This window comes from Stenotrophomonas sp. GL_101, from assembly GCF_057835675.1.
Map to the genome: position 1 here is coordinate 805,768 of NZ_CM174432.1, position 12,553 is coordinate 818,320.

The 12,553-nt window shown below is 68.5% G+C and carries 14 protein-coding genes; 4 read left to right on the plus strand and 10 right to left on the minus strand.

All coding sequences use genetic code 11. The annotated features are described in order from the left end of the window. Positions 1-66: 66 nt before the first annotated feature. The 3 genes from AC3IR9_RS03585 to AC3IR9_RS03595 are packed head-to-tail and all read right to left on the minus strand — an operon-like array spanning position 67 to position 2,164. Positions 67-978: a histone deacetylase family protein gene (locus AC3IR9_RS03585; RefSeq protein ID WP_489294102.1), complete on the minus strand. Its 912-nt coding sequence runs from the start codon at positions 976-978 to the stop codon at positions 67-69. A gap of 34 nt (positions 979-1,012) precedes the next feature. Then, positions 1,013-1,567, minus strand: a complete 555-nt coding sequence (locus AC3IR9_RS03590; protein WP_489294103.1) for a cob(I)yrinic acid a,c-diamide adenosyltransferase — start codon at positions 1,565-1,567, stop codon at positions 1,013-1,015. 12 nt (positions 1,568-1,579) lie between these two features. Continuing rightward, the gene (locus AC3IR9_RS03595; RefSeq protein ID WP_489295689.1) at positions 1,580-2,164 is read right to left on the minus strand and encodes a hypothetical protein; all 585 of its coding nucleotides are present in this window, start codon (positions 2,162-2,164) and stop codon (positions 1,580-1,582) included. A gap of 95 nt (positions 2,165-2,259) precedes the next feature. Here AC3IR9_RS03595 and ubiH point away from each other — a divergent pair, with 95 nt between their 5' ends. Then, a complete protein-coding gene (ubiH, locus tag AC3IR9_RS03600) occupies positions 2,260-3,465 on the plus strand; it encodes a 2-octaprenyl-6-methoxyphenyl hydroxylase (protein ID WP_489294104.1) in 1,206 nt (401 codons plus the stop codon). Further along, on the plus strand, positions 3,462-4,637 hold the full coding sequence (locus AC3IR9_RS03605) for a UbiH/UbiF family hydroxylase (RefSeq protein ID WP_489294106.1): 1,176 nt from the start codon (positions 3,462-3,464) through the stop codon (positions 4,635-4,637). Before ubiH ends, AC3IR9_RS03605 begins: the two co-directional genes overlap by 4 nt. A 29-nt stretch (positions 4,638-4,666) precedes the next feature. Here the strand turns inward: AC3IR9_RS03605 and AC3IR9_RS03610 are convergent, their stop codons facing one another. The 4 genes from AC3IR9_RS03610 to AC3IR9_RS03625 all read right to left on the minus strand — a co-directional run bounded on the left by AC3IR9_RS03610 (position 4,667) and on the right by AC3IR9_RS03625 (position 8,587). Continuing rightward, complete coding sequence (locus AC3IR9_RS03610) at positions 4,667-5,062, minus strand: EF-hand domain-containing protein (RefSeq protein WP_489294107.1); 396 nt, start codon at positions 5,060-5,062, stop codon at positions 4,667-4,669. A 57-nt stretch (positions 5,063-5,119) separates the two neighbouring features. Beyond that, positions 5,120-6,166, minus strand: coding sequence for a 23S rRNA (cytidine(2498)-2'-O)-methyltransferase RlmM (rlmM, locus tag AC3IR9_RS03615; RefSeq protein ID WP_489294108.1), 1,047 nt, complete (start codon positions 6,164-6,166; stop codon positions 5,120-5,122). Positions 6,167-6,190: 24 nt separating this feature from the next. Beyond that, positions 6,191-6,751 (minus strand): nucleoside deaminase, encoded by a 561-nt coding sequence (locus AC3IR9_RS03620; RefSeq protein WP_489294109.1) that lies wholly within the window; start codon positions 6,749-6,751, stop codon positions 6,191-6,193. Between the two features lie 87 nt (positions 6,752-6,838). Then, entirely contained in the window at positions 6,839-8,587 is a 1,749-nt protein-coding gene (locus AC3IR9_RS03625; RefSeq protein WP_489294110.1) for a glutamine--tRNA ligase/YqeY domain fusion protein, read from the minus strand. Positions 8,588-8,862: 275 nt separating this feature from the next. Here AC3IR9_RS03625 and AC3IR9_RS03630 point away from each other — a divergent pair, with 275 nt between their 5' ends. Both AC3IR9_RS03630 and msrA read left to right on the plus strand, forming a co-directional pair. Next, entirely contained in the window at positions 8,863-9,129 is a 267-nt protein-coding gene (locus AC3IR9_RS03630) for a putative signal transducing protein (protein ID WP_038690397.1), read from the plus strand. A gap of 30 nt (positions 9,130-9,159) precedes the next feature. After that, complete coding sequence (gene msrA, locus AC3IR9_RS03635) at positions 9,160-9,813, plus strand: peptide-methionine (S)-S-oxide reductase MsrA (protein ID WP_489295691.1); 654 nt, start codon at positions 9,160-9,162, stop codon at positions 9,811-9,813. 204 nt (positions 9,814-10,017) lie between these two features. Here msrA and AC3IR9_RS03640 read toward each other — a convergent pair whose 3' ends face one another. From AC3IR9_RS03640 to oxyR, 3 genes are all read right to left on the minus strand, one after another. Further along, on the minus strand, positions 10,018-10,974 hold the full coding sequence (locus AC3IR9_RS03640) for a transaldolase (RefSeq protein WP_489295693.1): 957 nt from the start codon (positions 10,972-10,974) through the stop codon (positions 10,018-10,020). A 52-nt stretch (positions 10,975-11,026) separates the two neighbouring features. Beyond that, a complete protein-coding gene (gene rnk, locus AC3IR9_RS03645) occupies positions 11,027-11,434 on the minus strand; it encodes a nucleoside diphosphate kinase regulator (RefSeq protein WP_489294112.1) in 408 nt (135 codons plus the stop codon). A gap of 137 nt (positions 11,435-11,571) precedes the next feature. Continuing rightward, complete coding sequence (gene oxyR, locus AC3IR9_RS03650) at positions 11,572-12,528, minus strand: DNA-binding transcriptional regulator OxyR (protein WP_489294113.1); 957 nt, start codon at positions 12,526-12,528, stop codon at positions 11,572-11,574. Positions 12,529-12,553 lie beyond the last annotated feature (25 nt).

Consider the following 12,553-nt stretch of genomic DNA (forward strand, 5'->3'; position numbering starts at 1 on the left):
GGGGCAATGAAGGCCCCGGCCGGCAAAGGGTTCAGGTTCATGCGCGAGGCCGGACCGCGCAGCGGGTCAGCGCAGCTGGCCCACGTGCGCCACGCTGCATTCGGCCAAGGCCTGCAGGTCGTAGCCGCCCTCCAGCATCGATACCATCCGGCCGCCCCCGTGGCGCCGGGCCAGCGCCCGCAGCTCGGCGGTGATCCAGCCGAAGTCGTCGGTCTCCAGCATCAGATCGGCTTGCGGGTCGCGCATGTGCGCATCGAAGCCGGCCGAGATCAGCAGCAGCTGCGGGCGGAAATCGTCGATCGCCGGCAGCATCTCGTCGGCCCAGGTGTTGCGGAAGCGGAAGCCGCCGCTGCCCGGTGGCAGCAGGATGTTCATCAGGTTGCCGACGCCCCGGTCGCGGCGCAGGCCCGAGTTGGGGAACAGCCCGGCCTGGTGGGTGCTGTAGTAGGCCACGCCCGGGTCGGCGGCGAAGATGTCCTGGGTGCCGTTGCCATGGTGGACGTCGAAATCGACGATGGCGATGCGTTCCAGCCCGTAGCGGTCGCGCGCATAGGCCGCGGCCACGGCGATGTTGTTGAACAGGCAGAAGCCCATCGCGGTGCCTGCACTGGCATGGTGGCCGGGGGGGCGGACCGCGCAGAACGCGACCGGGTCCTCGCCCAGCATCACCGCATCGACGGCGGCCACGCCGGCGCCGGCGGCATGCAGGGCGGCGCTGGCCGAGCCGGGCGAGGTCAGGGTGTCCATGTCCAGCAGCCGCAGCGGCTCGGTCTGTGGGCTGAGGACCCGGTCGATCAGTTCGCTGTCATGCACCCGGGCCAGCTCGCCCAGCTTGGCCGGCGGCGCGTCGCGCCAGTCCAGCTGGTCCGGGTAGGCCGCATGCAGGGCGTCGAGCACTACCTGCAGGCGTTGCGGGCATTCGGGGTGGCCGCGGCCGGGATCGTGTTGCAGACAGGCGGGGTGGGTGAAGACCAGCATGCGGGCAGGGGTTCCGGTGGGGCGGTGGGGGCGATCAGGCGTGGCGGCGTTCGTGTCGCCACAGGACTTCGCCGTGGCCATCGGCACGGGCCAGCACCCGCGCCAGCACGAACAGCAGGTCCGAAAGCCGGTTGAGGTAGCCGATCGCCTCGGCGCGGACGGTTTCCTGCCGTGCCAGTGCCACGGTGTCGCGTTCGGCACGGCGGACGATGGTGCGGGCCAGATGGCAACGCGCGGCGGCTTCGCCCCCGGCCGGCAGGATGAACTCCTTCAATACCGGCAGGTCGGCGTTGTAATGGTCGAGCTGGCGCTCCAGTGCCGCGATGTCTGCCGCCTGGATCGCGGCATGGCCAGGAATGCACAGCTCGCCCCCCAGGTCGAACAACTGGTGCTGCACGGTGGTCAGCAGCGCGCGCACGTCGTCGGGCAGGGCGACGGCCAGCAGCACGCCCAGCGCCGAGTTGGCCTCGTCGACCGTGCCGTAGGCGCTGACCCGCAGTGCATCCTTGGGCACCCGACTGCCATCGCCGAGCCCGGTGCTGCCGTCATCGCCGGTACGGGTATAGATGCGCGAAAGCCGGTTGCCCATCGCAGCGCCGGCTCAGTGCAGCACGTCGTGGCGGGCCTGCAGCAACTTGCCGACCTGTTCGGTGGCCAGTTGCAGCGCCGCCGCCAGGCCGACATAGATCGCCGCGGTGCGCAGGTAGGGGACGAACCAGTCGGCGTAATTCTGCAGCCAGCCGGCCACGGTGGGTTCGGCCACGCTGTCGCTGCTCCAGTAGAAGCCGCCCTGTGCCAACAGATGGCAGGCCGCGACCGCCGCGACCAGCAGCAGTGCGCCCTTGGCCAGGGTGCTCCAGTGCGCACCGTGGTAGCCCTGGCGCAGCAGCATGCCGCCGGCCCACAGGGCGAAGTACGCCGGCAGCAGCATCCAGGTGCCCGGCGACACGCAGTAGTGCTGCAGGTACTGCTGGCCGCTGCTGCTGATGACCAGGATGTCGATGACGATGGCCAGCACCATCAGCAGCGGGAAGGCCCAGCGGGTCCAGCTGCGCAGGTAGAAGCCGCCGATGAAGAACACCGCCCAGGACGCGTCGGGGATCGCCATGAAATGGTTGACCCGGGTCGCAGCCAGCAGCAGCACGAGCACGGACAGGACGAAGGCGCGTTGGGCAGGGGTGGTCATGGCGGCGACGGGAAGGGGTTGATCGTTCATTCTAGCGCCTGCTGCGGCATGCCGCCGCACGCCCCCGCCCCGGCCGACCCCTTATCATGGGCGGCATGAGTGAACGACATGATGTAGTGATCGTGGGCGGTGGCCTGGTCGGCGCCAGCCTGGCCATTGCCCTGGACCGCGCCGGGCGCGAGGTAGGGCTGGTGGAAGCCACGCCGCCGGGCACGCTGCCGGCGGTGTTCGACCAGCGCAACCTCAGTTTCGCCGCGGCCACGGTCAACGCCCTGACCGCCTTGGGCGTGATGCCGTTGCTGGGCACGGCGCCCGGCGCGATCACCCGCATCCATGTCAGTCGCGCCGGCGACTTCGGCCGCGTGCAGATGGACGCGGCCCAGTACCAGCGGCCCTGGTTCGGGCAGGTGGTGGTGGCACGTGATTTCGGCCAGGCGCTGGAAACCCGCTTGGCCAGCCTGCCGCACCTGACCCGTTATCGCCCGGCGCGCTTCGTGCGGCTGGGTGCCACCGTCGAGGGGTATCGGCAGGTGTTCATCGCCGATGACCACGGCGAGCGCTGCCTGCTGGCCCGGCTGGTAGTCGGTGCCGACGGGACCCGCAGCGGGGTGCGCGAGGCGCTGGGCATCGGCGTGGACGAGCATGATTTCCAGCAGACCCTGTTCGTCTCGCGGGTGCGCAGCGCGCGCGTGCCCGATGGCACCGCGTTCGAGCGTTTCACCGATACCGGCCCCACCGCACTGTTGCCGCGTGGCGACCGCCACTACGGCGCGGTGCACGGCGTGGCCCGCGACCAGGCCAAGGCAGTACTGGCGCTGGACGATGCGGCCTGGCTGCAGCGGCTGCAGGACGCCATCGGCTGGCGCGCCGGGCGGCTGCTGGAAAGCGGCCCGCGCAGTGCCTATCCGTTGATCCAGGTGCTGGCCCGGGCGCTGGTCGGCGAACGCGCGGTGTTACTGGGCAATGCCGCGCAGACCATCCATCCGCTGGGGGCGCAGGGGTTCAACCTGGGGCTGCGCGACGCGCTGACCCTGGCTGAACTGATCGCCGAGGCCGACGATGCCGGCGCCGATGCGCTGCTGCAGGCCCATGTGGCCCGGCGCCAGGAAGACCGCCAGCAGACCATCGCCTTCTCCGGCGGCCTGGCCCGCTTGACCAGCAATCCGGCGCCGCTGATGCGGCCGCTGCGCAGCCTTGGCCTGCTGGCGGCGCAGGCCACGCCGATGCAATCGATGCTGGTCGGCGGGGCGATGGGCTACCGCGGTGACGTACCGGCGCTGTGCCGGGAGGGTGGCGCATGAGCCGGCGCGCGCGCGATGTGATCGTGGTGGGCGGCGGCGTGGTCGGTGCGACCTGTGCGCTGGCCTTGGCCGACGCAGGCCTGCAGGTGACGTTGGTCGAGGGCCGCGAGCCGGCACCCTGGCAACCCGGGCAGCCCGACCTGCGCGTGTATGCGTTTGCACCGGACAACGCACAGTTGCTGGTGTCGCTGGGGGTATGGCCGAGCGTGCTGGCCGCGCGTGCCTGTGCGTATCGGCGCATGTGCGTGTGGGATGCGGCCGGTGGCGATGACCTGCGTTTCGATGCCGACCGGCTGGGCCGGGAGCAGCTGGGCTGGATCGTCGAAAACGATCTGCTCGTTGATCGCCTGTGGGCCGCGTTGCCCGCTGCCGGCGTGCAGGTATGCAGCCCGGCGCGGGTGGATGCGCTGGAGCAGGACGCGGACGGCGTGCGCCTGCGCCTGGAGGATGGACGACGACTGGAGGCATCGCTGGCAATCGCCGCCGACGGTGCTGAATCCACGTTGCGTCGCCTTGCCGGGCTGGAGGTGGTACGCCAGGACTACGGCCAGCGCGGCGTGGTGGCCTACGTTGATTCGGAAAAGGATACGGAGGCCACCGCCTGGCAGCGCTTCCTGGTGACCGGGCCACTGGCGGTGCTGCCGATTGGCCCGCGGCGCAGCTCGATCGTGTGGACGCTGCCGGATGCGGAGGCCGACCGGATGCTTGCGCTGGACCCGGCCGCGTTCGACCGCGAACTGACCCATGCCTTCGCCGGGCGGCTGGGGACGATGACGCTGGCGTCCAGGCGGGCAGCCTTCCCGCTGCGTCGGCAGCTGGCCACCGCTTACGTCGCCGGCCGCGTGCTTGCACTGGGCGATGCGGCGCACGTGGTGCATCCGCTGGCCGGGCAGGGCGTCAATCTGGGCCTGCGCGACGTTGCCGCGCTGCGCGAAACGGTGCTGCAGGCGCAACGGCATCGCCAGGACGGGATGTCGCCGCACCGCCTGCAGCGCTGGGCACGCGAACGCCGCAGCGAAAATGCCGTGGCCGCCTACAGTTTCGATGCGATCAACAAGGTGTTTTCCAACGACGAACTGCACCTGACCCTGGCCCGTGGCCGCGCGCTGGGCTGTGCAGGCAAGCTGCCGCCGCTGGTGTCGTTGTTATGGAAGCGCGCCGCCGGGGTGTGATGCATCTCCACGCATGGCGTGGACGCCGTTCAATCCACCCACCAGCCGGCCAGGTCGGCGCGGTCCAGCTTGCCGCGCCGCTTCACGTCCAGCGCAGTGAACTCATCGGCCAGCGCCGGATTGGCCTGCGCCTCTGCGCGGCTGATGAAGCCGTCGCCGTCCACATCCAGCGTGGCGAACGCGAAGCGGTACTGGCCCACCACGCTAACCGGCTGCACCGAACGCACCGTCACCGCCGCTTCGCCGGCCGGCGCGGGCAACGTCACCTGGTGGGTCACCCGACCCTCGGACAGGGACTGGGTGCGCACGCTGGCGGGCACCTCGCGCAGTGGTTCGCTGATGGCCGGGGCCGGTGTGTAGGCCTGCGCCGCGGCCAGGGTGGGCAGCGACAACAGCAGCATGCTCAGGCAGGAACGAGGACGCATCATTATCTCCAGGCATGACGGGGGTGGAGCCTGCCGGGCAGAGCCCGGCCGTTGCACTCAGCGCATCGGCGAGGCCAGTACGGTGATTTCCTCGCGGTCGTGATACAGCTGTTTGGCACGCACCACCAGCGGCTTGCCGGCCTGTTCCTGGAACAGGTCCAGGCACATCCGGGTTTCATCCCAGCGCTTCTTCATCGGCAGCTTGAGGTTGAAGATCGCATGTTTGCACCAGCCCTCGCGGAACCAGGTGGCCATGCGTTCGGCGACCCGTCGCGGCTGCTCGACCATGTCGCAGACCATCCAGTCCAGCGGTGCGTCCGGCTGCCAACGGAAGCCATCGGCACGCAGGTGTTCGACCAGCCCGCCTTCCAGCACGTGCTCGCGCAGCGGGCCGTTGTCCACGCTGATCACCCGCACGTGCTGGCGGGTCAACACCCAGGTCCAGCCACCGGGGGCTGCGCCCAGATCGGCCGCACGCATGCCGGGCTTGACCAGCAGCTCGCGTTCTTCGGGCGTCATCAGGGTCAGCAGCGCCTCGTCCAGCTTCAACGCCGAACGCGACGGGGCATCGGGAAGCAGCTTCAGGCGCGGAATGCCCAGCGCCCACGGCGCGCTGTCACGGGTATCGGCCACGCACACGAATGCATGGCGACCGTCGACAAACACGATGTGCAGGCGGGGCAGGCCGGTATTGGGTTTGTCGGTGAGCAGGCCGGCCTTGCGCAGCGCCGGGCGCAGCGCATTGCCGAACGCCCGGGCCAGCCCGGCCAGTGGCTTGCCAGCATCCGAATCGGGATGCTCCACCCACATGTCGCCGAAGCGCAGCTGGCCCTGCAGGGCGGCGATGATCGGGGTGATGCGGTCGCTCGGATCCAGCTGCGGCAGCTCGGCCACCACCACCAGCTTCTGCCGGGCGAAGATCAGCGAACGCCACGGCAGCGCCTTGGACAGCGCCGCGCCTTCGTCGGTGGCAAACAGTACGTAACCGTCGTTGCGCTGGGTGCGCGCGTAGCCGGCAATGCCGGCGTAGGCCGCGCGTTCGGACAGTTCCCCGGCCAGCTCCGGCTCGAAACCCTGGCGGCATAGACACAGCAGGCCGCTCATGCGGTCGCGCCCGAAGCGCGGTAATCAGTAATGCGCACCGTTGATCTCCCCGTATTGGCGCAGCACGGCACGCGCAGCATCACGCTCAAGCCCGCGTACGACTTCAATGCCACGCTTGTTGAGTTCACCCACCCAGTCGGCCGGCAACGGGCCTTCATCGAACGGGGTCAGTTCTTCTACGTCCTGTGCGCTGGCACCAATGAGCAGGCGGTCGATGCCGGCCCAGATGGTGGCGCCATAGCACTGGCAGCACGGCTGGGACGACGTCGCCAGGGTGATCGGGGCCAGCACATCGTTCAGGCGCGGGGTCTGCAGGCGCTGCTGGGCCAGCATGTAGGCCATGTTCTCCGCATGCGCCAACGAGGTGGTGTGCGGCATCACGCGGTTGACGCCGGCGGCGATCACCTTGTCTTCCGGGCCGAACACCACCGCACCGAACGGGCCGCCGCTGGCGTGCTCGACGTTCAGCCGCGACAGCTCGATGGCCAGTGCGACCTTGGCTTCATCGCCCGGATAGCGCCGATCAAGGTCGATCTGGTCGTGGATCCAGGCGGGCAGGGTGAGGTGGACTTGCGCGTACAGCATCGGGGCGGGGGCCTCTTCAAAAAGGGTGCAGACCGTAGCTCCACGCCGTGCGTGGATGTCTCTGCGGCCGGGTGAAACCTGGACGGCTCAGGCCGACCAGGTGTCGCGCAGGGTCACGCTGCGGTTGAACACCGGTGCGGTGGCGGTATGGTCACGGCGATCGGCGACGAAGTAGCCGGTACGCTCGAACTGGAACGCCTGCTCCGGCACGGCACTGGCCGCAGCCGGCTCGATATAGCCGGTGACGGTGCGGCGCGATTCGGGGTTCAGGTAATCGCGGTAGGTCTTGCCGTCCGATTCATCGTCCGGGTTGGGCACCGAGAACAGGCGGTCGTACAGGCGGATCTCGGCCGGGACGGCATGTGCCGCGCTGACCCAGTGGATGGTGCCCTTGACCTTGCGGTTGGCGCCTTCCATGCCCGGACGCGACTCAGGGTCCAGCCAGCCGCGCAGCTCGGTGATGGTGCCATCGGCATCCTTGACCACCTCGTCGCAGCGGATGATGCCGGCGCCGCGCAGGCGCACTTCGCCGCCCGGCACCAGGCGCTTCCAGCCCTTGGGCGGTACTTCGGCGAAGTCCTCGCGCTCGATCCACAGCTCGCGCGCGAACGGCACCTCACGGGTACCAAAGGATTCATCCTTCGGATGGTTGGAGAAGGTCAGCGTTTCGGCGTGGCCATCGGCCAGGTTGGTCAGCACCAGCTTGACCGGGTCGATCACCGCCATGCGACGCGCAGCGGCGCTGTCCAGGTCTTCGCGCAGGGCGCCTTCGAGCACGCTGAAATCGATCAGCGAATTCTGCTTGCTGATGCCCACGCGTTCGGCGAACAGGCGCATCGCCGCCGGGGTGTAGCCACGGCGGCGCAGGCCCTGCAGGGTCGGCATGCGCGGATCTTCCCAGCCATCCACCAGCTGTTCGGTGACCAGCGCCATCAGCTTGCGCTTGCTCATCACGGTGTAGTTGATGTTCAAGCGCGAGAACTCGATCTGGCGCGGCTTGGCCGCTTCACGCGGCAGCCCGCGCTCCACCAGCGGTGCGGTCAGTGCGGCGTCATGGGCGAAATCGACGTTGTCCACGCACCAGTCGTACAGCGGGCGATGGTCTTCAAATTCCAGCGTGCACAGCGAGTGGGTGATGCCTTCGATGGAATCGCCCAGCGCATGCGCGAAGTCGTACATGGGGTAGATCGGCCAGGCGTTGCCGGTGTTCTGGTGCTCGACGTGCTTGATCCGGTACAGCGCCGGGTCGCGCAGGTTGATGTTGCCGCTGGTCATGTCGATCTTGGCGCGCACGGTGCGCGCGCCGTCCGGGAATTCACCGGCGCGCATGCGCCTGAACAGGTCCAGGCTTTCTTCCACGCTGCGTTCGCGGTACGGGGACGGGCGGCCCGGCTCGGTCAGGGTGCCGCGGTAGGCACGCACTTCCTCGGCCGACAGGTCGCACACATAGGCCTTGCCGTCGCGGATCAGCTTTTCGGCGGCCAGGTAATAGGCGTCGAAGTAATCCGAGGCGTGGCGCAGTTCGTTCCACTCAAAGCCCAGCCAGCGCACGTCGTCCTGGATGGCGGCGACATACTCGGGATCTTCCCTGGCCGGGTTGGTATCGTCGAAGCGCAGGTTGCACACGCCGCCGAACTCGCCGGCGATGCCGAAGTTCAGGCAGATCGACTTGGCATGGCCGATGTGCAGATAGCCATTGGGCTCGGGCGGGAAGCGCGTCTTGATCGCGACGTGCTTGCCGGCGGCCAGGTCCTCGCGAACGATCTGACGGATGAAATCCCGCTTTTCGTGGGTTTCCGGAAGGGCGTCGGTGGGGGCGGCAGTAGGCTCGGACATGATGCGCGGGTCGCAATGAAAAGGCAGAAAGACCAACAGTTTAGCCTGTCGCGAAGCGACAGGCTAAACGGGTAGTGCCGGCCGCTGGCCGGCTCTGCACGAGCCAGCAAGGAACCGGTAGTGCCGGCCGCTGGCCGGCTCTGCACAATGCCGGCAGTAAGAGGAGCCGGCCAGCGGCCGGCACTACCGGGCGCCTTCCGGTCGGTGGGGGCCGCGGGTCGGCACGCCTTCAGCCCCCGGGGGTATGCTGGGACCACACCCGCCGGAGCCCGCCCATGCACGTGATCTACCAGGCCGACAACCTGTTTGACGCCCATCTGGTCAAGCACGCGCTGGAGGACGCGGGCATCCCCGCGTTCGTGTTCGGCGAGTCGCTGCTGGGCGGCATGGGCGAACTGCCGCTGTTCGGGGTGCTGCGGGTCTGCGTGCCGGACCTGGCCCGCCCGGAGGCCGAGGGCATCGTGGCCGGGCTCGACTTGGGTGGCGCCCCGGACGACCCCATATTCGACGGTGACGAAAGCGCCGGCCTGTTACCGGCCTAGGAGAACGCCATGTTGGGGATTGCCAAGGGCCTGCTGGGCATCGGAGCGTTCAAGCAGCGCCTGCCGCGGCCGGAAGAGGCGCTGTCGGGCCGCGAGCACGCGCTGCCGCTGCACAACCAGCATTACGTCAACAGCCACCCGCTCAAGGACGGTTTTGCCGGCCTGCAGCGCATCCGCGTGGCGATGGGCTGTTTCTGGGGCGCCGAGCGCAAATTCTGGACCCTGCCGGGGGTGTACTCCACCTCGGTGGGCTACGCCGGGGGGGCCACCCCGCACCCAACCTACGAAGAGGTCTGCTCGGGCATGACCGGGCACACCGAGATCGTGGAAGTGGTGTTCGACCCGGCCATCATCTCGCTGGCGCAGGTGCTGCAGGTGTTCTGGGAAAACCACGACCCCACCCAGGGCATGCGCCAGGGCAACGACGCCGGCACCCAGTACCGGTCGGCCATCCACGCCACCAGCCAGGCCCAGTTCGACGCGGCACTGGCCAGTCGCGACGCCTACCAGCAGCGGCTGAGCGAGGCCGGCCTCGGCCCGATCACCACCGAAATCGCGTTCCCGGCGCCCGAGTATTACTACGCAGAGGACTACCATCAGCAGTACCTGGCCAAGAACCCGAATGGCTACTGCGGCATCGGCGGCACCGGGGTGAGCTGCCCGATCGGCGTGGACATCACGTAGAGCCGACCGTTGGTCGGCTGCAGGACCACGTAGAGCCGACCGTTGGTCGGCTGCAGGATCACGTAGCGCCGAGCGTTGGTCGGCTGCACATGCCCCTGCGCGGGTCGACGGCAGCCGACCAACGGTCGGCTCTACGATCCGGTCCGCATCAACCAGAAAGGCCCCGCAATGCGGGGCCTTTTGTCGTCCAGCAACCCGGCGCGCTTACAGCCGCTCGCGGATCGTCTGGCGCAGCGCGTCCAGGTCCTTGGCAAACGCATCGATACCGGTCGCCAGCTTTTCGGTGGCCATGGCGTCGGCGGCCAGGTCGGCGGCAAAACGCGCCGCATCCACCGGCGTCACCGACACCGGTTCCGCTGCTCCGGCCACCAGCCTGCGCGGTAGCGCGCCGTGCTCGGCGTCCAGCTTCTCCAGCAGATCCGGCGAAATCGTCAGGCGATCACAGCCGGCCAGCGCCTCGATCTGCGCCGTCGAACGGAACGAGGCCCCCATCACCACCGTCGCCGAACCCCGGCGCTTGAACTCGGCGTACACCCCGCGCACGAACACCACACCCGGATCGGCATCGATGTCGGCCGGGCTCTGCCCGTTGGCCACATACCAGTCCAGGATGCGCCCCACGAACGGCGAAATCAGGAACGCGCCGGCCTCGCTGCAGGCCAGCGCCTGGGTCGGATTGAAGATCAGCGTCAGGTTGCAGTCGATGCCTTCGGCCTGCAGTACCCGCGCGGCCTCCACGCCCGCCCACGTTGCCGCGATCTTGATCAACACCTTGCTGCGCGGTACGCCGGCAGCCGCGTACATCGCGATGAACTGGCGCGCCTTGGCCACCGTCGCCTCGGTGTTGTGCGCCTGGTCCGCGTCGACCTCGGTCGACACCCGCCCCGGCACCAACGAGCTCAACAGCGTGCCCACGCCCACCGTCAAACGATCGGCCACCGCATGCACCACCGTCTCCCGCTCGCCCGGCTGCGCCCGGCCCCAGGCCAGCTCGCGCTCGATCAGGTCTGCGTACACCGGCAGGTCCAACGCCTTCTTCACCAGCGTCGGATTGGTCGTGCAGTCGACCGGCTTCAAGCGCTTGATCGCCTCGTAATCGCCGGTATCGGCCACCACGACGGAGAGGTCACGCAACTGGGTGAGTTTGGACGGAGAAACGATGCTCATTGCGACTCCTGGTACGAAAACGGGAACCTGCGCGGCGGCAGGAAGGTCAGGCGTTGGGCTGGTTGTGGACCGCAGTCACGCGCAGGCGCAGTTTGCGACCACCCGGAGCGTCCCAATCCATGGTCTGGCCGACCGCCAGGCCGAGCAGGGCAGTGCCCACCGGCGCAAGGATCGACACCTTGCCCTGTTCCACGTCGGCTTCGCGCGGAAAGACCAGCGTCAGTACGTGCTTCTCGTTCTGCAGCTCATCTTCGCATTCCACGCGCGAATGCATCATGACCACGCCCTCGGGCATCTGCTCCGGCGCCACCACCGTGGCCCGGTTGAGTTCTTTTGCCAATGCGATCGCAGCCGGGGTCTGGGCGACCGCCGGGGACTCGAGCATGGCGTCCAGCCGATCCATGTCGCGGCTGGAAACAGTGATGGACGGCGGCAGCCCGCTGGAAGTGGACATGTGAAGCTCCTTGCGATTAGTGATGGCCCATGCAAAAGGCGGCGCCTGCTGGCGCCGCCTGGGTTCTATTGTGCTGCCTATCGAAGACGGATGCGACCCGTTGGCCAATCCTGCCGATGCGGCAGGTTCAGCGTCGCTCAGGCGCTGTGTACGGGCAGCCCCGGCCGCTCGCCGGCGAGCTCGGCGTTTTCGATCGTGAACAGCTCCTGCGGCAATCGCTTGAACTGCTGCGCCAGCTGTTCGAGGAATCCGGTCATGGCCGAACTGCGGCGCCATGCCATCGCGATCCGGCGGCTGGGCCGGTCATCGCCGCTGAAGTCGAGCAGCCGGATGTTCTCCGAACGCGGCACCGGCGGCTTCACCGACAACGTCGGCAGCAGCGTGATCCCGACATCGGCAGCCACCATCTGCCGCAGTGTTTCCAGGCTGGTGGCACGGAACTCGGATTTCTCGTTGGCCCCGAACAGGCGGCAGACCGCCAGCGCCTGGTCGCGCAGGCAATGCCCGTCTTCCAGCAGCAGCAGCTTCTGCGAGGACAATTCCTGGACATCCAGGTGCTGCCGGCGGGCCAGCGGATGCTGGCCGGAGACCGCCAGCAGGAAGGGCTCCTCGAACAGGAACTCGGCGTGCAACTGGTCGTCATCCAACGGCAGCGCGAGCAGCGCCGCATCCAGCCTGCCTTCGCGCAGCCGGGTCAGCAGTTCGTCGCTTTTTTCTTCCACCAGCAGCAGCTCCAGCTGCGGGAAGCGTTCGCGGATGTTGGGGATCACATGCGGCAACAGGTACGGCCCCAGCGTGGGGAAGATCCCCAGCCGCACCGTACCGGCCTCCGGGTCACGACTGCGCCGTGCCGCTTCCTTCAGCTGCTCCACCTCGGCCACGATGGTGCGCGCACGCGCCGCCGCCTCGACCCCGGCCGGGGTCAACATCACTTTGCGGGGAGCACGTTCCACCAGCGGCAGGCCGAGCTCGTCCTCCAGCTTGCGGATCTGGGTGGACAGGGTGGGCTGGCTGACGAAGCACGCCGCCGCGGCGCGGCCGAAGTGCCGGTGGTCGGCCAGTGCCACGAGGTATTTCAGATCACGTAGGTTCATTTCCTTGGACCTCTAAGCGGTAATG

What these genes read in the sequence shown, in the direction of transcription:
- AC3IR9_RS03630 (WP_038690397.1), top strand. Translation starts at nt 8,863, where the DNA reads ATGCACGTGATCTACCAGGCCGACAACCTGTTTGACGCCCATCTGGTC.
- AC3IR9_RS03590 (WP_489294103.1), bottom strand. Translation starts at nt 1,567, where the DNA reads ATGGGCAACCGGCTTTCGCGCATCTATACCCGTACCGGCGATGACGGC.
- AC3IR9_RS03605 (WP_489294106.1), top strand. Translation starts at nt 3,462, where the DNA reads ATGAGCCGGCGCGCGCGCGATGTGATCGTGGTGGGCGGCGGCGTGGTC.
- rlmM (WP_489294108.1), bottom strand. Translation starts at nt 6,166, where the DNA reads ATGAGCGGCCTGCTGTGTCTATGCCGCCAGGGTTTCGAGCCGGAGCTG.
- AC3IR9_RS03620 (WP_489294109.1), bottom strand. Translation starts at nt 6,751, where the DNA reads ATGCTGTACGCGCAAGTCCACCTCACCCTGCCCGCCTGGATCCACGAC.
- AC3IR9_RS03610 (WP_489294107.1), bottom strand. Translation starts at nt 5,062, where the DNA reads ATGCGTCCTCGTTCCTGCCTGAGCATGCTGCTGTTGTCGCTGCCCACC.
- rnk (WP_489294112.1), bottom strand. Translation starts at nt 11,434, where the DNA reads ATGTCCACTTCCAGCGGGCTGCCGCCGTCCATCACTGTTTCCAGCCGC.
- oxyR (WP_489294113.1), bottom strand. Translation starts at nt 12,528, where the DNA reads ATGAACCTACGTGATCTGAAATACCTCGTGGCACTGGCCGACCACCGG.
- AC3IR9_RS03595 (WP_489295689.1), bottom strand. Translation starts at nt 2,164, where the DNA reads ATGACCACCCCTGCCCAACGCGCCTTCGTCCTGTCCGTGCTCGTGCTG.
- AC3IR9_RS03625 (WP_489294110.1), bottom strand. Translation starts at nt 8,587, where the DNA reads ATGTCCGAGCCTACTGCCGCCCCCACCGACGCCCTTCCGGAAACCCAC.
- AC3IR9_RS03585 (WP_489294102.1), bottom strand. Translation starts at nt 978, where the DNA reads ATGCTGGTCTTCACCCACCCCGCCTGTCTGCAACACGATCCCGGCCGC.
- ubiH (WP_489294104.1), top strand. Translation starts at nt 2,260, where the DNA reads ATGAGTGAACGACATGATGTAGTGATCGTGGGCGGTGGCCTGGTCGGC.